The organism is Pseudomonas citronellolis (genome assembly GCF_001586155.1).
Classification (GTDB): domain Bacteria; phylum Pseudomonadota; class Gammaproteobacteria; order Pseudomonadales; family Pseudomonadaceae; genus Pseudomonas; species Pseudomonas citronellolis.
On record NZ_CP014158.1, the window covers coordinates 4,758,797 to 4,779,052 of the forward strand.

Genomic DNA, 20,256 nt, shown 5'->3' on the forward strand with positions numbered 1-20,256 from the left:
AGGGCACGCAAGGCAAAGGGGCAGCGAGGCTCAGTCCCAGATCACCGGGAGCGACGAGGCACCGCGTAACTGTGCACCCTCGATGACCGGCACCGACTTCGACGGATCCAGACGGATATTGGGGAACAGGTCGAGGATGGCGTTGATCGAGCAGTTGATCTCGACCTTGGCAATGAACTGACCAATGCACATATGCGGGCCAAAACCGAAGCCGAAGGAAGGCTTGAGCTTGCGGTCGATGTCAAACACGTCAGGGTTCTCGAAAGCGTCCTCGTCGCGGTTGGCGGAAACCACCATGCATTGAACGAAGGAGCCCTTGGGAATTTTCACCCCATGGAACTCCACGTCCTTTGCTGTCTCACGAACCTTGAAGGTCGCCACCGGCTCAAAGCGCGCGGTTTCGTCCATCAACTTGGGAACGAGTGAGCGATCTGCCTTCACCCGCTCCAGCAAGCCCGGAGTGGTGAGCAACAGGGCCATCACCGAGCTGAACATGCGCGTGGTGGTTTCACCAGCAGCGGGCAATAGCGAACGGGTGAAGGTGACTACCTCATGATCGTCCAGAGTGCGTCCTTCGAATTCGGCACGCAGCAGGCGGCCGACCACATCGTCGCCGTGGCTGCCCTCGGCACGCCGCTGCACCACGACGGCGTGGATAGCGTCGTAAAGTCCCTTTACTGCGATGCCGGCACGCTTACGCGCTTCGTCCATCTTCGCTGGGTCGATCTGATTGCCACCAACCATGGCCAGTGCCCAGGCAGCGTATTGCTTGTATTTCGACGGATCGTCTGTGGGGAACCCCATCAGCGCGTACATGATGCGAATCGGCAGCTCCAGGCCGAACTCCATCAGGTCGGCGCTCTTCTTCGATACCAGCGGCTCAAGAAACTCCCTGCGAATCACCTCGTCGATCTGTCCACGCCACTTGTTCACATTCTCCGGCATGAATGCCGGTTGCAGCAGGGCACGCACCTTTCGGTGCGGCTCGCCGTCCATGGCCAGGATCACCAGGCCGTCGAAGAAGGCGCCCAGGCCTTCGGCGATGAAGCCGTTGGTGAAGGTGCTCCCGTCGCGCAGCACCGCCAGCACGTCCTGATACTTAAACAGCGCGAAAGTTGGCCGGGTACCTTGCTGGATACCCGCATTGGTCGGCACCCCGAACTGAGTGATGAAGTCACCTTCGTAGATCGGTGACTTCAACCGCTGCTCTCGGCAAACGGCATGGATGTCCAGGTCGGTACCACGATAGGTTTCGGAGACTGCGGAGTAGTTTTCCTTGAGATCAAGGGCAGAAGCGCTATTAGTGCTCATGAGATTAAACACTCTAAATTGTTGTTGTCGAAGTCGACCGACGCCGGCACGGTGGCAGGCCATCAGCATCACGGGGTAAGGGTCCCGCTGCGATATTTCATTTGGAAACACCCCGGCTTGCTCGCCAGGCCGCAAGTAGCGGTATCCTTTCGGAATCACCGACTTGGGATACTAACGAGCTGCCTCTTTTCTGCGACTCGATTCGTTTTACCCAAGGTCAAACGAAGTACGTCAGCCCATCGCTGCCATAAGGAGCCCAGGGTGAAAACCGCGGTGCAGAATGAACCCGGAAAACGCAACACGATCCGCCGCCTGATCGAGGTAGCCCGCTTGGAATTCGCGAAGAAGGGTCTCACCGGCGTGCGCATGGAGGAGCTCGCCCGCGAAGCGGGGATCACCAAACAGTTGGTCTACCACTACTACGGCTCCAAGGAAGGTCTGTTCATCGCCGTGCTGGACGAATGCTCCGAGCGCGTCATGTCCGAGCTGGTGGAGTTGGATGTCGACTTACTACCACCGATGCAAGCCATGCAGGGAATGCTCAACCACTTTTTCGACCAGTATCGTCACGATCCGCTGCTCGGCGCACTAGCCCTGGAGGGCATCCACTACCACAACACCCACGAGACACCGCGCAACCGCTTCCTGGAGCTGACGCCAAGGCTGATAGACAAGCTCGACGGCATCCTGCGACGCGGCGCCGAGGCTGGGGACTTCAAGGCCGGGATCAACCCCCGGCTGTTTCTCGCCACCGCCGCGCTGGTTACTACCGGCTGGTTCACCAACCGCTATTCGATGTCGGCGCTGGCCGGCCTGGACACCACCTCAGAGGAAGGCATGACCACCTGGCGCCAACATTCTGCGGACTTCATCCTCGCCAGCATCGCCCTGCACTAGAACGACCGTGCCAGAGGACACCTACACGGCCATCGGCTACTTTCTTCCGACTTGCGCCAAGTAGCGCTTCACCCGGCCGGCCGCCAGCCGCCCGGCCATGCCGTTGACGCCACCGCCTGGGTGGATACCGGCGCTCCCCAAGTACAACCCTTCGACCGGGAGAGTCTCTCCACCGAGGCCATAGGCTGGCCGCATGGCACTGGAGCGCATGGACGTGGTGTCGATATGCACCACGCAACCGTTCACTGTATTCAAGCGTGCAGTGAAATCCGGCGCCGCCTCGATCCAGCGCCCAATTACATGCCCCTGAATACCCTCGACGTATTCGGACAGTTGTTCGACCACTTGGTCAGCCACTCGCTCCCTGAGCGCATCCCACCCTTCAAGAGGAGCGACCGGCATTACCGGCGGGTAGATATAGAGCACGTCCTGTCCCTCCGGCGACTGCGAAGGATCCACCGAGTTGGGAGCTACCATGGTGATGTAGGGCAGGCGCGGCACTTCTCCCCGGGCGCTAGAGGCGAAGTTCTCCAGTACCGCCTCTTCGGTACCTATCATCAGGCAGGCCTTGCGCAGGTCGACACCATCGCCTCTGGCAGCCTCGAAACGAGGTACTGCGATCTGTCCATCAAGTGCCAGGTCCACCTTAAGCGGCCCAGAGCCCCTGGCGTTGGCCGGTGCCATGGCGATACGGGTCAGCAGGTTGCGTGGCATTTCTCCGGCGCTGACCATTTCCAGCGCGACCTTGGGATGGCAGCCGGCAACAACCGCACGGGCCGTGAACTCACGTCCATCAGCTAACCGTACACCCCGAACCTTGCCCCGGCTGGCGAGGATTTCCTCGACACGGGCCAGGGTCAGGACCTGGCCACCAAGCTCCTCCAGGCGCGCGCGCATGGCGTTACTGAGCTGCTGCATGCCACCGATCACCCGACCAACACCGAAGCGATGGAGGAAACCCAGCAGGGCGTAATAGATGCCACCACCATCGGCACTGATGTCGCCGGCCAGGCCAGTGAGCGCACACATGGCAGAGATGGTCACCGGGTGCTCGAAGCGCTCCCGCGCGGCCTGGTGTGCCGAACCGGTCATCAGCGCCATCAGCTCGGGCTTGAGCTTGCGGTGTTTGAGTGCAGTACCTACGACCTTCAGCTTGGTCATGATGTTGGTCCGAGCCGGGTCGATCCGCATCATCGGCAAAGCGATGTCGAGGAACAGGTCGATGACCGCCATGAACTCAAGGAATGCCTCAGCGTCCCTGGTGCTGTAACGGCGGATTTCCGCGGCCGTCTTTTGACGATCACGCCAGAACACCAGCGAGGTGCCATCCGGGTGCAAGTACACGTAGCCCGGCGACAGCTCGATCGACTTGAACCCATGCCGTTCGAGCTGCAGCTCGTGGGGTACGTGGGCATGAACGCGCATGGACATCATATCCATCGCGCAAGGGTGTACGAGGTGTTGCGGCGCCTCGGGAATCAGGTAGCCCGATGAGGCCATTCCGCCAACCTTGTCCAGCGCCTCAAGCACCAACACCTTCTTGCCATCCATCCCTAGGTAGCAACCCGCCGACAGGCCGTTGGTACCACCACCCACGATAATTACATCGAAATCCGTGTTGTCATTTTTCATGGCTTGATTGTTCTTGTTCATCGCTGTTTTGAGTAAGTGCCTGGTGGCTCTGGCAATCTCTCACCAGACCACTACTACCTGCTTGGCAGAAGGCTAGGGTCCTGCCTTTCACCGGGAAGGCAACGCTAGCAACAACCAACCGGCAGTGGTTGGGCATCGTTTTACCGGCGGTCAAACAATTCTCCAGCGACTCTTGCGGCGCAAGGCACAGCCCTCGCCGATATCGACATCGGTGACCACGAATAAAAGTTTTCTAAAGGGAACGGTCGATGCGGGCGCAAGGGCATGACTATCGGCAGCTACAAGGGCTGCTCATCCAGGTGGCCAGCAAATTGCCAAGCTACAGCAGGTAGTGGCCAGTCGGGGGAATGCTTGGCGTCTCCGGGCACTGACGACCACACTTCTCGCCCGGGTCCATTCGGATTGGTGCGGATTGAGCTTCAGCACGCAGGCGTGAGGCCTGACCGCCCCTACCGGCCCGCTTCGCTCACATGCTATTGCGCCCCATCTGGTCGAACAGCTTGCGCACCGCTACCAGTGACGGAGTGTGGCTACTGAAGCCGCCATCGGCCACCACGGTACTGCCGGTGATGAACGAGGACTCGTCGGAGGCCAGGAAAGCCACCACGTCGGCGATCTGCCGAGGGGTGCCCAGCTCCGGCGTGCAGTGGTTGTCACGCATGATGTCCAGCAGGGCGTCAGGCAATGGGTGCTGCGGCGCAAGACCGATCTGTACAGCGTTGCCGCGAACCCCCTGCTTGCCGTACTGCGCAGCAACCAGCTTAGGCAGCATCAGCAGCGCCGCCTTGGAGGTGGCGTAGCCTGTCAGCGACATATCCCCCTGCACACCCAGACCGGAGGTGGCGAAAATAATCGAGCCGCCACCTTGCTCCAGCATCACCGGAACGACGTGTTTGGTGCATAGCACCGCTCCACGTAGGTTGACAGCGATGGCCCGGTCGAAAGCGTCCATGTCGAGATTAGCCAGGTCGCGATCGCGCTGTCGCTGCCCGGCATTGAGCACTGCAGCATTGTTATGCAGCACGTCAATGCGACCGAAATGCTCCTTGACCTGGCCAACCATGGCGTGTACGTCCTCTTCCGACGAGACATCGGTGCGGATGCCCAGCGCCTCGTGACCAGAAGATATCAAGGAGGCCGCCACTTCCGCGGCAGCCTCTCCATTGATGTCGACTACGGCAATGGAGGCCCCATGGGAGGCCAAAACCCGCGCGCATTCGGCCCCCAGTCCGCCACCGGAGCCAGTGACGATCGCAACGCGTCCAGATAGTTTTCCCATACTGGTCATAACCTTGTTCTCCACACTACTTTCAACTCATTCCCGTCATTCACCGGTGAAGCGCGGTACACGCCGCTCGGCAAACGCTAGCGCGGCCTCTCGGCGGTCCTTGGTTGGTGCCAGGAGCGCAAACAGATCTAATTCAAGATCCAGTCCGCGCTTGATGTCCAGCTCCAACGCAGCCCGCGCGGCCTGCTTGACGTAAGCAGAAGCGGCAGGCGGCTTGGTGGCTATCAACCGGGCGAGTGCCGCAACCTCATCAAGCCAGTTGGTCTCGTCGCTCGCCAGGCGGGTGATCAGACCAACCCGGCGGGCTTCATCCGCTCTAATCCGCTCACCAGTCAACAGGAGGTCCATGGCTAGCCCCGGAGCAACGACTCGCGCCAAGCGCTGGGTTCCGCCGCCACCGGGAATGAGGCCGAGCCCGGTTTCCGGTAGGGCAAATACCGCACTTGGCGCGGCGAAGCGGATATCGCAAGCCAGAGCCAGCTCCAGACCTCCCCCCATGCAGTAGCCATGGATGGCGGCTATCACTGGCTTGGAGATGCGGTCCAGGGACTCTATCCAGCGGGAATGCTCCATACGCTGACGAACCTGTATGGCCGACTCATCACCACGTTTTTCCTTGATGTCCGCACCGGCGCAAAAACCTCGGTCACCCTCGCCGCGAATTAGGATGACCCGCACCTGCGGGTCGGTCTCCAGCTGCGCCAAAGCCTTCGGCACGCCGATGCGGATATCGTCATTAATAGCGTTGATCTGTCCGGGCCGGGTCAGCACGATCCAACCCAGGGTGGAATCGCGCTCGATGCGAACAGCTCCATTGATCACCAGCGGATCCAATACCTCCGAACTGGAAGTCATACAAGCACCTCCTCGAACTCGAACACCTGGCCGTCCAGTTCCTTCGGGTCGACCTTGATCAGTGGCCGACCACCAACAGCTTCGCTCGACTCGATCCACTGGAAGGCAGTCCCCCGCGCGCGCAACTCCTCAGCCTTCGCAGCCAAGTCGTTGACACCAATGCGGATGTAGTACGGGCCCGGGCCCCAGTTGTTCAAATAGTGACCGGCATCGGTGTTCCAGTGGGTCGCTTCGAGCACATCGAGAGTCGCGCTGTTGGCCACAGTAAAGCCCATGCGCGCTCGGCGATAACCTTCCTCACGCAGTTGCTCCACCGGACCGCTGGGCTCCCAGTCAAGATTGGCGGACACCTTGCGCAAGGTCTCGTCCAGATCACGCACCAGGAAGCCGCGGGCAGTCACCCGCACCATACCGCCGGGCGCCAGGTCACGGGGCTGCACCGGCGGCAGCGCGTAGGTTTCCGCCGGCATCTGCAGCGGCTCGGTCTCCATGATCTCGATGCATAGGCCTCCGTCGACCGAAGGCTGGTAATACGGCTGCTCCGGCGTGGCACCGAGCCATAGGCGATCAAACGGCATCTCCGGCGTGCGCTGCGCCATGCGGAACGGCAGGCGGCGGCGCATCAACTTATCTACCAGCACAGAGAACTTCTCGCGGTGCAGGGCCAGGACAATGGAGTGGGTCATCATCGGCCGATGATGCCCCTGATAGTCCTTGAGGCTTTCTAGGAAATCGTGGAACAACGGGTCTCCGGGGTTCGGCTTGTCGAGGTGCCACTGCGGCTCGATGCGCGTAGGCGCCACCGCCAAGGATTTGTGCACCCGCAGGAAATGCGCGATGTAGGGGTGGTTATCGAACGCCTGCCGCCAGCGCTCATGCTTATAGACACCGAGCTTGTCCACTAGCTTCTCGGTCATCCCGTCGGGGTCCGGCACCATCATGTCGGCGCTCATCAACAATTCGAACATGCAACTTTCCTCTAGTCGTCGGCCAGGCGCGGAGACATACCACCGAGCATCCGCCCCTGTAGGCCGGGTTGATCAATGGGCGGTAGCAACGTGGACGTTTACGTCCGTGCCTTTCCCGAGAGGGCCGGGCACAGTGTTGCCAGCCATCAAGGGTTCTGCGGGACGAGCTTTCGGGTTGAGCAGGAAATGGGACAGGGCCGGTATGAGCACAAGAGCGCCGAGCATGTTCCAGAGGAACATGAAGGTCAGCAGGATGCCCATGTCGGCCTGGAACTTGATGGGTGACCAGGCCCAGGTAACGACGCCCGCCGCCATAGTCAAACCGATCAGGGCTACCACTCTGCCAGTGAAGTCTAGGGAGCGCCGATAAGCCACAGTCAGGCTGCCACCACGCTCCTGCACCGCCAACTGCACGCTGAGCAGGTACAGGGCATAGTCGACGCCGACGCCGACGCCGACGGCGATGACCGGCAAGGTCGCCACCTTCAAGCCAATACCCAGCCACACCATCAGGGCCTTGCAGATGATGGTTGTCATCAGCAACGGAATCAGCGCTACCAGCGTGGCACGCCAGCTACGGAAAGTGAGCAGGCAAAGTAATGCTGTGGCGCCATACACCGCCAGGTACATGGTGACGATACCCCGCTCCACCTCGATGTTTGTAGCAGCCTCGATACCGGCGTTACCGGCGGCAAGGAGGAACTCGACCGGTTGCTCTCCGGTACTGATGTTGTTCTGCCTGGCGAACTCCTCAGCAACCCGCAGCACGCGGTTGAGCGTGTCGGCCTTGTGATCGGCCAGATAGGCAATCAGCGGTGTGATCGAGCACTTCTGGTTGGTGATCCCCGGCGAGGAGATCATCGCCGAGTCTACCGAGGAATTAGTGATCGCCTGGTCACGACTGATGGTCAGCCACTTGCCGCTGCCTTCGGCCATGCCCGCAGTGAAGAAACGCACAGTCTCGGCCAGCGAACTGGTGGTCTGCACGCCCTCGGTCTGACGCAATTGCCAGGCCAGCCGGTCCATAGTCTGCAACGGCTGATAGAGGCGGCAGTTGTCCTCGTTGGTCTTCATGATCACCACGAACTGGTCGCTGGACAGGCCATAGTTGGCGGTGATGAACGCGTTGTCCTGATTGTAGCGCGAGTCAGCGCGCAACTCCGGCGCCCCAGGGTCAAGGTCACCGACCTTGAGATGAAGCATTACCACACTGCATGCAGCGGTAACGATAACGGACAGGGCGATCACCCCTATCGACCAGGGACGTTCGGTGAAGCGGTCAAGACCGTGCCAGATATGGCCGAGGAAACCGCGGTTGGCTTCCCCGGCGCGATCCTTCTCGATGGCGATCCGCGCGGCCTTCTGACTGACCCCGAGATAGGACAGCGCTACGGGGATCAGCAGCAGTTTGGTGAAGATCAGCACAGCCACACCGATACTGGTGGTCAAGGCCAAGTCGCGGATCACCGGGATATCGATGATCACCAGGACGGCGAAGCCGACGATATTACACAGCAACGCTGTCAACCCGGTCAGGAACAAACGGCGGAAGGTGTAGCGGGCAGCAATGTACTTGTGTGTACCACGCCCGATGTCCTGGAGAATGCCGTTCATCTTCTGCGTGCCATGGGAAATCCCGATGGCGAAGATCAGAAACGGCACCAGGATCGAGTAGGGATCCAGTTCGTAGCCGAGTAGCTCCATCAGGCCGAGCAGCCAGATTACGCCAGCCACGGCGATGCCAACCAACAGCAAAGTGCTGCGCAGGCAGCGGGTATAGAAGTAGACGAAGACTGCGGCGATGATCACCGACGCGCCGAAGAACAGCATTACCGCGTAGAGACCATCGATCAGATCACCGACCAGCTTGCTGAAACCAACGATATGGATACCAACCGAGTCGTTCTCCATCGACCGTAGTTGGGTCTCCAACTGGCGGGAGAACTCGCGGTAGTTCAGCGGCTGGCCAGTCTGGGGATTGGTCTCCAAGAGGGGGGCGACGATCATGCTGGAGCGACTGTCGTTGGCCACCAAACTTCCCAGAATGCCTGCGCGCGCGATATTGCGCCGAAGCTTGTTAATGGACGCCTGGCTACCGTTGTAATCGGCGGGCATCACCGCACCACCGTCGATGCCTTCCTCGGTAACCTCCTTCCAGCGCACGATCGGCATCCACAGAGACTTCATCCAAGAACGATCGACCCCGGGAATCAGGTACAGGGTGTCATTCACCTTCTGCAGCGCGGTCAAGTAGTCATGGTCATAGATGTCTCCCTTCTTGTTCTCCACCACGATCCGCACGCTGTTACCGAGCCCAGGCAACTCGCTCTTGTAGGCAAGATAATTCTTGATATACGGGCTGGCGCTAGGAATCATCTTTTCGAAGCTGGCGTTAACCTGCAATCGAGTCGCATGGAAGCCCAGTACCAGGGTGGCAACAAGGCATGCCAGCAACACCAAGATGCGATTGTTGAAGATCACTCGCTCGAGAAACCCGCCGGAGGTCATGTCGAAGTCCCGAAGGTCAGGGATCACCGGCATTCCACTGTTGTATTTCTGCTCGACCATTTCTACGTTCTCTCTGGAGGGGAGCCGCAGGCTCATTCCGCTGTGGCGATCTGCACGACCCGTGCGCCGGCGTAGGTAGCCACAAGCAAGCGGCCATCTCGGCCAGTTCGGCTCGCCGCATAAACTTCGCTGGAGCGTACCGGCTCAAGGGCCCGTACCAGCAATGAACTCGGGGCCAGTACCGCCAGTTGCCCGCTCTGGCTGACCAGCACCAGCGAACCAGCCTCATCAACCAACCCCACCACACTACTGTCCAACCCGGTTTCGACCTTGCGCCAGTCCCGGCCATCATCCTGGCTCGCATACAAGTTGCCGCGCAGGCCATAGGCAAGCAGAAGACCGTCACGAGCGGCGATACCAAAGAAGGTACCGCCATAGGGCGTCTCAACCTTGACGAAATGCTGCGACTCGGGGTTCAGGCGCAGCAGCAGTCCCTGCTCGCCACAGGCGTAGAACTGACCATGGTCCTGGGCGAGTCCATAGAGGTGCATACGCCGCTCGTTATCCGAGCGCTCAATCCAGGGCTCCCAAGTGGCGCCGGCATCCGTGCTGTGCAGCATCAGGCCGAAAGCGCCCACTACAAAGCCATTACCCTTGTCATCGAAGGCAACATCGAGCAACGGCGTGGGCAAGACATCCGACGTTGCCGAGGTTTTCATTGCCAGGTCGATTTCACGCAACAGGTCGCCAGCCTGCTGATCTCCAGCTTTCTCTGCTCGCGAGTAGTGCTCGCGCAGGAGCACCAGTACCTGCCTTCCATCCAGGCGTATCTGCCAACTCCGGCCGCCATCGCCACTGTGCAATAGCAAAGCGTCGTGGCCGACGATCCAGCCATTCTTCGTATCGGTGAAGCGTACTTGCACCAGATCGCTGGAAACCGGACTGGGAACCTGGCTCCAATTCTGGCCATTGTCTTCCGAGCGTAGGATCACACCATGTGGACCGACACCGAGCAGTGCCTCGCCAGAGTGGGTCACAGCAACAATTGGAGGGCGTATATGAGGACTTACCTTCGGAGCAGGCTTGCTCAGGACGTCATTCCCGACAATCGTCGCCGCGCCAGCGAACAACGGGGCGAACAGCAACAGAGGAGTCGAAGCCACAGCCAACAACACCTGCCGGCGAACTTGCCATCTGCCAGTCAGCAGGCAGTGCATCGAATGGATCAGGTCACGGCAAGGGCTTGTCATTGTTATTTTCCTCAACCACCGGGCGCGTCCGGCCAAAGCAAGCACACCGACGCGCCCATTTCTTGTCATCTGCCCACGCAAGCAATGTCGCGCGGGCTCACAGTCAACGCTGGGTGACGCGGGAGACGATCGCCTCCGGGTTCATCTGACGCTCCGAATAGGGCTCGTCAGTGAAGCGATAACCACCTTTCAGCGCATCGTTCAACAGTGCCCACATCCCCTTGTTGAAGTCGTACACGACGTTCTTCACGTTGTAAGGGATGTTCTTGTCGTAAATCTGCACGCCGCTGAGGAAGATCGCCCGGTACAGCGCACCGCTCTTGTCCCAGGCGTCGTACAGGCCGATGCCGAAGGTGTCTTCATCGAGGTAGTAGGTCCGTTTGCTGTAGACGTGGCGCATGCCAGGCTTGAGAGTTGCCTCGACCACCCAGACACGGTGCAGTTCCCAACGCTCGCAGGCAGGATTGGCGTGGTTCTTGAGGAATTGCTCGTCCTGCTTGCAATCGAAGTAGAACTTGTACGCGTTATAGGGAATGTACATTTCCTTGCGGCCTACCAGCTTGTAGTCGAAGCGGTCCTGGCTGCCGGAAAACATCTGCAGTTCGTCGAACAGAGTTACCCCGCCCTGGCTGGCAACGGGGGTGTCGAAGTTGAACTCAGGAGCCAGCTTGACCCGGCGCTGCCCTGGGGTGTAGCTGAAGGAACGACGTGGCTTGGCTTCCGGGTCGAGGTAATCGTTGAGGACGATCACCTCCCCCGCCCGCCGCGCCGGGAAGTTGTTCAGCGAGAACACCCTGGCGTACATCATCGGATCACGATCGGTCTGGCTGGTCTGGTAGAACGGCGTTTCCTCGAAGGTCGCCTGCTCGGCAGTCTTGGTCACCTGGCCATTGGTATCGATCACCCAACTGTTGGAAGAACTGGTAGTGGAATAGCCCGGACCGATCTTGTAGCGCAGCTGCTGGTTCCACATCACCTCGTTGCCGTTTTTCGGGATAGGGAACGGCAGGCCGCCACGACAGGCGGGGTCGACCGCTAGGCCATCCTTTTGCACCTGGCAACCGGTGGCATTGCGTAGCGTCGCGTTGACCACGGCGTCGGGATAGGCGGTTGTCCGATGACTCGGGTAGACGTCCATGTACCAGGTCTCGGGATTGCGCTTGAGGAGGGCCTTTTGCCCCTCGCTGAGCTTGTCTGCGTATTTGTCGGCATTCGCAGCGGTGATGCGGAACAGGGGCTTCTCATCCTTGAAGGGATCGACCCAGAATCCGCTGTCCGGCTGGAACCCTGGCGGGGCCTTCTTCAGGCCACCCTCATAGGCAGGGATGGTACCATCGGCATTACCAGCTTTGATCGCCCCCCAGGGCGTCAGGTCCTTGCCGAGTTCGGCGGCCTCCTGCTGGCTCACGGCAGCCAGTACCGGCAAAGAGAGTCCACCCAAGGCAAGGGCTAAGGCGAGTCGAAGTTTCATGACCAGTCTCCGTTCTTGGAATTATTAAAAGGAGGTTTTGTAGGTGAAGACCAACCAACCACGGTCGGTACCGCCAACGTTACCGTTGCCATTGACCATCCGCTCTCCATTGGCATTCAGGGAATTCTTCTCCTGCGCGGATACGTCGGCGTAGCGCAGGCTGAATTCGTGTTCCTGACGGTAGGTCATCTTCGCACCGACCGACCAGGAAAGCGCGCCCTCGCTACCACCACCGGCGCTGGCAGCATTACCGTGCAGGCCATAGTTAATGGTCAGCGGCACATCAAGAGTCCATGACGGCAGGATCTCGACATATTGCGGGGTGTAGTTCACCGCCACGGCGTAGTAGTCACGGGTAGAGCAGCCATCGGATTTGTCACCCTTGCCGCCGGTTTGGACATCCACGCAGTTGTAGCCTTCGCCTTTGTAAAGCTCCTTGTGCTCCGTCACCTTGTCCAGATGGCTGTAGGCGAACTCAGTGACCAGCGTTGCGTTATCGGCGATGAAGTTGCGCGGTACGCCGTACACGGCGTTGGCCACGAAGTGGATGGTGTCACCACGTGGCCCCTCATCGTCCAGCAAGCTGACGCCAGTAGCATTGAGCGCCCCATCCTTGCGATAGGACAGTTCTGCACCTACTGCGGCGCTGCCAATGGCCCGGGAAGCGCTGACGCCCACCAGCTTGACGTCACGCGGATAAACCAGTCGGTATTGGCGATGGGCAGCATCAACCTGTGGCGATAGCCAGGGTTGGTAGTCGTCGAATTGGCGATAATAAGCACCAAAGGTAGTTTCGATAGCCTCGACATTTAGCTTGGCCATCACTCCCCAGTTCTCACCATCGCGCCCACGCTTAGAAGACGCATGATTGAGGTTGAAGCCTGGAGCCGCAGGCAACCTATCAGGGCCTTCGAAGAAGGGATCTGCTGCGCCGAAGTAAGTTCCACCATAAGGGAAGCGGGTATTGTCCCACTCGTAGAAGTACTGACCGGCAATGGAAAGGTTGTCGGTGACCTGGGCTTTCGCGGAAATCTGCCCGATCGGCAGGAAGACTTCCTTGGTCTCGATACCGGGGCTAACTACTGCCTTCATACCATCGGTTGGTGCCTGGGAGTAGGACACAGCATGGGCACCGAACAGCAGCCCCTCCCCCCAGTAATTGGTGTGCCGGCCGACCTTTACGTTGATGGGCGTCTGCCCCAGCTGGAAGTTGCTCCACACAAAGGCATCGAGGATTTCACCGGAGGGTCCGAGCGCATAGCGCTTGGTTTCGGAACTGTAGCGATCCCGGTTGTAACTGGTCGAATAGCCCGGGACGTTACTCTTCACATCAGTATCGTGGTAGGCATCGTCGTACCAGGCCGCGGCGCTCAGGCGTGCGCCGTACTGATCGCGGAAGGAGAGGTCAAGTTCACTGAGCAAATCCAGGCGATTGGTGACGACATCGCCCTTGTCGAATTTGCCGTCGGACTCGTCGTAGTTCGGGTTGTTCATGATCTTGTGGTCCTGACCCTCGGTCCGAACCCCGAGGTTGTACCGCACAGTGTTGTCCCATCGCAGCCGTAGGTCGGGATTGCCGACATCGATGTCCATCGCCATCACACCACCGACCTGCCCCATGACAGCCAGGGCCAGACCACTGAGAACGAGGGACTTGCGCCCAGACCTCTTCATTGCCATCGCGTTCATCTCAGATCCTTTTATTTTTATTTTCAAACACTTAGGAGCAGAATCGTACTAATACTCCCATCGGCCTCGCCTGGGGCCCCTTGGCAATTTATGCACACCAATCGCAGAAACGTTCCATCAAACCTATCAGCACCCTAGCCGATCAGCGCAAATAATTCCATATGCAGATTTCAATTCTATATTCAGAATCACGTGCACAGACTGAGGTCCCTGCTTAGAGGCGCCCCACGCTCCCGGAATGCGCGCAGTTTGGCCCCATACGGGACCTTCACAGACACCGGGTCAGGCAGAATGCGAGAGGCGAATCCAAAATAAACACAAACATATTTTTTGTTCAATATTTTCTTTAAAAAACCCGCTCTCTGGGATTTAATGCGGCGCAACAGGCCGGCATCCATCGGATACCCCCGGCCATCGGCCACAGCAGGAGGCTCCATGCACATCGATCTCAGAGGTAAACGAGTCATCATAACCGGCGCGTCACGAGGCATTGGCAAGGCAATCGCCCAGGCATTTGCCAACGAAGGCGCGAAAGTGGCTATTTGCGCCCGTACCCTGGAAGCTGTGACGACCGCTGGCCAGGAACTGGAAAGCACCGCGCAGGCAGTCATTGCTCGTGCCGTCGATGTCACCAATACAACAGGGGTCAAAGCATTTGTCACCGAGGTCGCCGAGACCTGGGGTGGCGTGGACGTCCTGGTCAACAATGCAGGTCAGGGCAAGGGCGGCAACCTGGACACCCTGACACCAGAGGCCATTCTCGAACACGCCAATATCCTGCAGCTGGGTCACTATCGTTTCGTCCAGGCAGTGGTTCCATACATGCGTGCTCAACGCTGGGGACGGATCATAGAAATCAACGCTCTCGCGGGGAGCGTGCCCACCCCGGACGGCATCCCCTCGGTGATCAACCGAGCCTCCTGCATCGCCCTCTCGCGCTCATTAGGCATGTCCCTGGCGCAAGACAACATCCTCGTCAACAGTCTGAACATGGGCTGGATCGACACCGGGCAGTGGGAGCGCCATTACAAAGAGATGCCGCCCGGCGTAAGCCGCGAGGAGTTCAACGAGATGGTGCTCAAGGTGGTTCCACTCGGTCGCTTCGGCAAGCCCGAGGACGTCGCCGGCATGGCTCTGTTCCTGGCCAGCGAGTACGCTTCGTTCATCAGCGCCGCGTCCATTGACATCAGCGGTGGCATGGGTGGGCAGATAGCCTATTTCCCTACCCTCAAACGCGATTTCGTCGAAACAGCCCGGAAGCGCAACGAACAAGCCTGAAAGAGTCGACTCCCCGTCCCAAACGAAAGGAGCAGAACAACATGACCCAGACGATCTACGACATCCCACTCAAGAGCATCGAAGGCGATGCCCTGACGCTCGAGCGCTTCAAGGGCAAGGTACTTCTGGTGGTGAACGTTGCTTCGAAGTGCGGGCTCACCCCCCAGTATGCCGGTCTGGAAAAGCTCTACGAGGACAAGGGGCCGGCCGGGCTCGAGATCCTGGGCTTCCCAGCCAATGACTTCAGGGAACAAGAGCCCGGCAGCGACGAGGAAATCAAGGCATTCTGCGAACTGAACTACGCCGTCCGGTTCCCCCTGTTCTCCAAGATCGCGGTGACCGGCGAATACCGCCATCCCCTGTACCGACTGCTGACGGAGGCGCAACCACACACCGTAGGCGAAGGTCCGATGCGCGAACGCCTCAAAGGCTATGGCATAGAAGCGGGACCGATTCCCGCGGTACTGTGGAACTTCGAGAAGTTCCTGGTCAGCCGTGACGGACAGGTGGTTGGCCGCTTCGCCCCGGATGTGGCGACGGACGATTCGCGTCTACTTCAGGCCATCGAAATCGAACTGGACAAGCACTAGAAACCGCCCCTGATCTCATCGAGCCGGGGTGGGCTGTGCATTCCCTCTCGGCCGATGCCTATCAGCGCGTTTAGGAAGCACATGCCATGATCAGGAACTGCCGGAATGCCTGGGCGGGCTCCGGTAGGTCGGCGTCGGGACGCCAAACCAATCCGAGTTCCATGGGCGGAATGGCATCGGCCAATGGACGTGCCTCGATTTTCTTGCCCTCCAGGGACCAGGCGCGATAAAGCATGTCGGACAGGATGGCGACGCCAAAACCGTGCGCCACCAGACCACGCAGAGCTTCCATCGAAGAGGTACGGAACGCCACCTGTGGCGCTAGCCCCTGCGCCTCCCAGTAACGGTTAGTGGAGACGTCACCCTCGTCCACTGTTGCCAGAATATAGGCGTGCCCGGCGACATCCTCGAGAGTGACCGAGCTCGCCGTCATTAGAGGATGCTGACTAGCAAGCCAGAGCTGGCGCCGAGAACGGATCAGTACATGATGCTCGAAGCGAGACAGGTCCTGACTATTGGAGGTGATCACCAAACCCAGGTCAAGGCAACCGTCGGCCACTGCAGCCTCGATGCTCGAACGGTCCATGTCAATGAGGTCGATTTCCACCTGAGGGTAACTGCGTTTGAAACGCGCCAGAAGCGCCGGTAGGAAGTAGCCGAGCACCGTGTAAGACGCACCGACCCTCACGACTCCCTGCATCGAATGACCGAGTAACAGCGGCTCACTAAGGGCATCCTGCAGGGTATCCAGAATATGTCGGGCATGCAGGGCAAACTTGTGCCCCTCGGCAGTCAGTGCCACTCCATAAGGTAAGCGCTCGAACAGACTAGCCCCCAACGTTTCCTCAAGCTGCAGGACGGCCGCAGTGATTGCCGATTGCGACACATGCACCTTGAGTGCGGCCTGGGAGAACTGGCCGGCGTCAGCTGCCGCTACAAAGTAACGGAGTTGCCGCATGGAAATGTCCTTACCTCTCGCCATCTGCTTTTCCGATACCTGCCTCTTATTTTTATGAATCGCCTTCGTGATCTCCCTGGGTAGACTCGGGCTTAGACGAAAGCACCACCGAGCGAGCCTGCGCTCGGTGCTCCTGCGACCGTTCGCATTTCAGCGCCAATAACAAGAATTGCTGAAGGTTGAAGATGAACGCGATCAATTACTGCGAGTACGAATCCGAGCAATCGGGGGCTTTCGTGACAGAAGCATCGCTTTGCAAGAAAGGCTTTGACGTGCGCCAGGAACATGCCTTCTGGCCTAGCGCCGGAACTGCACTGATCGAGACCCGCAAGGGCTGTCTGATACGCATGCTACTCACCCCTTCGGGCTTCGGGTGCAACGAAAAAGCGCACAACCTCGGTAGCTTCCGCGGCCACATTCAGCACGAACTCAAACCACTCGGCCAACTTCTATTCATTCCCCATGGTACCGAGTTCCATCTCAAACATGACGCCTGCCAGCAAAAAGCCGTGATCTGCCTATTCGATCCGGCAGACCTCGGTGACCTGGCAGCCTACCGTTGGGATTGGGCAGGCCGCACCGACGAGAACATGCTCGACCTACAGAGTCACTACCTGCAAAGCACACTGCAACGCCTGGCCGAAGAAGTTGTCGCACCGGGCTTCGCCAGTGAGCTGCATACCGAATGCTTGCTAACCAGCATCGCCTTGGATCTGCGCCGGGAGTTCCTAGGCAGCCATCGCGACGATGAGGCATGCGGCAAACTAACGCCCCGTCAGCTGAAACTACTACGTGAAATGCTAGAGTATGGATCTGCCGAGGACGCTTCCTTGCATCGCCTAGCAGATGCCTGCTCACTGCCAGTGAGAAAGCTATCGGCGTATTTCAAGCACACCACCGGCAAGACTCTACGCTGTTACGCGGCGGAAATCCGTATCCGCAAAGCCATGGTGCTGCTAGCCGACAGGCATCTGCTGATCAAGCAGGTCGCCCATGGTGCCGGTTTCCAGAATGCTGCTGCTTTCACCGCAGCCTTTCGCAAGGAGGTTGGAATGACACCAGAGGAATTCCGTCATCAGCGCAGCAATTACAGTCCCTCTTAGCGGACCAGCAGTACATTCCGCTCCGCACCCCGGCAAGCATTAGACTTCTTAACCGCCGGGATGCAGGCCGCGGGCTCCCAAGCGACTCAGCGTTTGATGCTTGCAGTGATCTTCGCGTGCGGGCCGGCCACTTGTGCAGCCCAGGCCTCGGTGGCCTGGTCCAGGGTGTAGTCCATATAGTCGATCCAAATATTCTGTTCCTTGGCGATCTTCAGAAGACGCCGCCAGATCTGCTCGCGCTCAGCCGGTGGACGCTGACCGGTGCCGATACAAGACAACGAGCGGAACAGCAGGTCGGCAATGTCCAGGTTGACTTGCCGCCCCGCCCCGGTACCGATAGTCATGATCCGCGCTCCCCAGTTGGTGGCCTTCAGGGCGGTGAGCATCGGTTGGCCACAGACCAGATCGAGGACCACGTCGAACCCACCGTCGGCGGCGTCCTTTAGGGCGGCCACGTCGTCCGCTCCCCCCAAAGTCACCACCTCATCAGCGATACCACGCGTTTTCAGGCCCAACAGGGCTTGCTCCGCGCGTGCGGCACCCACCACCTTACCCGCCCCCATACCACGAGCCAGTTGTAGAGCTATTTGGCCGAGGGTACCAGTGGCACCAAGGATGAGCACCTTCTCGCCCTTCTGGATCTCGGCTTTCTCCAACGGCACTATGGCCCCGGTAGCGGCGATGCCCATACTGATGGCGGTCTTGTCGTCGACGTCATCCGGTACCTCCCACACCTCGGGAGCAGGTACCAGGGTACGCTCGGCCCAGGCACCAAACGGCGCTACCGAGCGCTCACCAAAATACACGCGGCGGCCATCGGTGGTGTGCCCCACACCCTCTCCACGGATCACGCAGGGGTACTCCACCCCTAGGCGATAGGCACCGAGCACATCCCAGCCGCCGAGACCGGCAGTGTCGACGTCGATCAGGACCGCACCGTCCTGCAGCTCGGGTTCACAGAAATCGCCCACCAGCGGCGGAACATTGCGTTCGGAAATCACAGCAGCGCGCATACAGCCTCCTTCTTATTTTTTCTACACGATTTCAGAAGCCAATTAATTGAACACATTTTAATAATTTGTCCAGAAAATTATCCATGCACTACCGCCGACTCCTGCCTGAAGCGCGGATACACCCCCAGCGTCAGCAGCAATAACGGGCCGACCAGAAAGCAGACGAAGCAGAAGCCAAACCGATTGCGGCAAGACCGGAGCCGCTGAGGATGATTGCCAGGGCAAGCCCGCGATTTTCTTCGAACCATAGATTGACCAGATGCGACCAAGTGATCTGCAAGGTACCCAGCCCGGCTAGCGGCACTAGGAAGAACCCCAAGTAGAGCGTCCAGATAAAACCACCGATGCGCGCTAGCGTGCAGACACTCAGGGCTAGCGCGACCAGCGAAACCAGCGTGACGGCGCGCAGGTCATAGCGCAGGTTGAGCCAGCCGGCCAGTTGCACGCCGACGATGGTGCCCAGTGACAGGGCAGTGATCGCCGCCTGCAGGTCAGTGCGCGCCCACCCCATGGCCCGTTCCAGCGGTATAACCATGGCGCCAAAGCTGTACAGCAGCAGCGAACTAGAGCTTGTCGCCACTCCGACGACTACCAGAATTATCACGTGCCAGCCCCGCTTTAATTCCGCGTTGTTGAAACCTTTCATGAGCAGGCCTCGTTCACTCTCGTGGTAAGTGTGTCAGTCGTTGCCGATGAAAACCGCGGCCTCGGCACTCTTGGCGATCACGTGCTCGCGTCGCACCCGGCCCGGCGCCTGCCCGGAGCCAGTAATGTCGACGTATTGGGGATGGACCAGGGTCGGACCGTTAGGCAGCTCCTGCAGAGCCAAGGCGACAATGTCTTCGGCCTGGGGCAAGGGCATGTCCAGTGCATTGGGGATGTTCAGGTGTCACCACGGCCTCCCGCGTTGTCGGCCATACTGAAGTTGCTCGATACCAGCGGGGCGTTTTGCCGATAGGAAAGGTCGACACCAACCGACCCGCCACCTTATACCGGTCCCACCGACCACCCCAGGCCGTAAAGTCGAACGTCCCTGGCGTAGACGTAGCGTGCGAAGTCACTGCCGACCTGCAGCCCCCACGGGTTGTAGTCGTCGAACCGGCGGTAGAACAGACTGAGGTCCGAGTGCAGGAAATCCAGGCTATAGGTGCCCATCTCCCCCCAGTTGCTGCGGTTTCGCGGCGTCACCGGATCGTTGATCGGTCGGGCGACGCCGGTGAACAACGGCATCCGGTCAGGGCCCTCAAGAGCGACGCCGGCAGAAGCGAGATAGGTGCCACTCTCCGGCGCGCGGGTCGACTCCCACTCGAGGAAATACTGGGCGGCGACGGACAGGTTCTCGGTGAGCTGGGCCTGGGCGGATAACTGCCCAGGGGCAGAAATATCTCGCGTGTCTCGGTCCCCGGGCTGCTAACCGCCTTGCG

The 20,256-nt window shown here is 59.6% G+C and carries 17 protein-coding genes and 1 pseudogene; 4 read left to right on the forward strand and 14 right to left on the reverse strand.

Going from position 1 to position 20,256, the window contains the following annotated elements; genetic code table 11:
- Positions 1-30: 30 nt before the first annotated feature.
- Positions 31-1,311 carry a cytochrome P450 gene (locus PcP3B5_RS20705; protein ID WP_058490447.1) on the reverse strand — a complete coding sequence of 427 codons (1,281 nt, stop codon included), beginning with the start codon at positions 1,309-1,311 and terminating at the stop codon, positions 31-33.
- 261 nt (positions 1,312-1,572) lie between these two features.
- On the opposite strand from PcP3B5_RS20705, the gene PcP3B5_RS20710 reads away from it, so the two are divergent.
- A complete protein-coding gene (locus PcP3B5_RS20710; protein ID WP_058490449.1) occupies positions 1,573-2,208 on the forward strand; it encodes a TetR/AcrR family transcriptional regulator in 636 nt (211 codons plus the stop codon).
- A gap of 36 nt (positions 2,209-2,244) precedes the next feature.
- On the opposite strand, the gene PcP3B5_RS20715 is transcribed toward PcP3B5_RS20710, so the two are convergent.
- The 8 genes from PcP3B5_RS20715 to PcP3B5_RS20750 all read right to left on the reverse strand — a co-directional run bounded on the left by PcP3B5_RS20715 (position 2,245) and on the right by PcP3B5_RS20750 (position 13,890).
- Complete coding sequence (locus PcP3B5_RS20715) at positions 2,245-3,861, reverse strand: phytoene desaturase family protein (protein ID WP_058490451.1); 1,617 nt, start codon at positions 3,859-3,861, stop codon at positions 2,245-2,247.
- 466 nt (positions 3,862-4,327) lie between these two features.
- Positions 4,328-5,149: an SDR family NAD(P)-dependent oxidoreductase gene (locus tag PcP3B5_RS20720; protein WP_061562288.1), complete on the reverse strand. Its 822-nt coding sequence runs from the start codon at positions 5,147-5,149 to the stop codon at positions 4,328-4,330.
- Positions 5,150-5,185: 36 nt separating this feature from the next.
- Complete coding sequence (locus PcP3B5_RS20725) at positions 5,186-6,004, reverse strand: enoyl-CoA hydratase/isomerase family protein (RefSeq protein ID WP_058490455.1); 819 nt, start codon at positions 6,002-6,004, stop codon at positions 5,186-5,188.
- The gene (locus PcP3B5_RS20730) at positions 6,001-6,972 is read right to left on the reverse strand and encodes a VOC family protein (protein WP_058490457.1); all 972 of its coding nucleotides are present in this window, start codon (positions 6,970-6,972) and stop codon (positions 6,001-6,003) included. Before PcP3B5_RS20730 ends, PcP3B5_RS20725 begins: the two co-directional genes overlap by 4 nt.
- Positions 6,973-7,044: 72 nt before the next feature.
- Complete coding sequence (locus PcP3B5_RS20735; RefSeq protein WP_058490463.1) at positions 7,045-9,540, reverse strand: efflux RND transporter permease subunit; 2,496 nt, start codon at positions 9,538-9,540, stop codon at positions 7,045-7,047.
- A gap of 32 nt (positions 9,541-9,572) precedes the next feature.
- Positions 9,573-10,730, reverse strand: a complete 1,158-nt coding sequence (locus PcP3B5_RS20740; RefSeq protein WP_082816377.1) for a WD40/YVTN/BNR-like repeat-containing protein — start codon at positions 10,728-10,730, stop codon at positions 9,573-9,575.
- 103 nt (positions 10,731-10,833) lie between these two features.
- Positions 10,834-12,201, reverse strand: a complete 1,368-nt coding sequence (locus tag PcP3B5_RS20745) for a DUF1329 domain-containing protein (protein WP_058490465.1) — start codon at positions 12,199-12,201, stop codon at positions 10,834-10,836.
- 24 nt (positions 12,202-12,225) lie between these two features.
- Positions 12,226-13,890 (reverse strand): DUF1302 domain-containing protein, encoded by a 1,665-nt coding sequence (locus PcP3B5_RS20750; protein WP_370686640.1) that lies wholly within the window; start codon positions 13,888-13,890, stop codon positions 12,226-12,228.
- Between the two features lie 435 nt (positions 13,891-14,325).
- Between PcP3B5_RS20750 and PcP3B5_RS20755 the strand changes: the two genes are divergently transcribed.
- Both PcP3B5_RS20755 and PcP3B5_RS20760 read left to right on the forward strand, forming a co-directional pair.
- Positions 14,326-15,168: an SDR family oxidoreductase gene (locus PcP3B5_RS20755; RefSeq protein WP_058490467.1), complete on the forward strand. Its 843-nt coding sequence runs from the start codon at positions 14,326-14,328 to the stop codon at positions 15,166-15,168.
- A gap of 41 nt (positions 15,169-15,209) precedes the next feature.
- Entirely contained in the window at positions 15,210-15,758 is a 549-nt protein-coding gene (locus PcP3B5_RS20760) for a glutathione peroxidase (RefSeq protein WP_058490469.1), read from the forward strand.
- A gap of 70 nt (positions 15,759-15,828) precedes the next feature.
- Here PcP3B5_RS20760 and PcP3B5_RS20765 read toward each other — a convergent pair whose 3' ends face one another.
- Positions 15,829-16,740 carry a LysR family transcriptional regulator gene (locus PcP3B5_RS20765; RefSeq protein ID WP_058490471.1) on the reverse strand — a complete coding sequence of 304 codons (912 nt, stop codon included), beginning with the start codon at positions 16,738-16,740 and terminating at the stop codon, positions 15,829-15,831.
- Between the two features lie 161 nt (positions 16,741-16,901).
- Here PcP3B5_RS20765 and PcP3B5_RS20770 point away from each other — a divergent pair, with 161 nt between their 5' ends.
- Entirely contained in the window at positions 16,902-17,819 is a 918-nt protein-coding gene (locus PcP3B5_RS20770) for a helix-turn-helix domain-containing protein (RefSeq protein ID WP_061562289.1), read from the forward strand.
- 86 nt (positions 17,820-17,905) lie between these two features.
- On the opposite strand, the gene PcP3B5_RS20775 is transcribed toward PcP3B5_RS20770, so the two are convergent.
- The 4 genes and pseudogenes from PcP3B5_RS20775 to PcP3B5_RS32450 form a co-directional block, all read right to left on the reverse strand.
- A complete protein-coding gene (locus PcP3B5_RS20775) occupies positions 17,906-18,832 on the reverse strand; it encodes a quinone oxidoreductase family protein (protein ID WP_061562290.1) in 927 nt (308 codons plus the stop codon).
- A 175-nt stretch (positions 18,833-19,007) separates the two neighbouring features.
- Positions 19,008-19,478: pseudogene (locus PcP3B5_RS20780) on the reverse strand (MFS transporter); the annotation flags it as partial.
- Between the two features lie 33 nt (positions 19,479-19,511).
- Positions 19,512-19,688, reverse strand: a complete 177-nt coding sequence (locus PcP3B5_RS31855) for a hypothetical protein (protein WP_158546392.1) — start codon at positions 19,686-19,688, stop codon at positions 19,512-19,514.
- Positions 19,689-19,819: 131 nt separating this feature from the next.
- Positions 19,820-20,215 (reverse strand): DUF1302 family protein, encoded by a 396-nt coding sequence (locus PcP3B5_RS32450; protein ID WP_338052379.1) that lies wholly within the window; start codon positions 20,213-20,215, stop codon positions 19,820-19,822.
- Between the last annotated feature and the right edge of the window lie 41 nt (positions 20,216-20,256).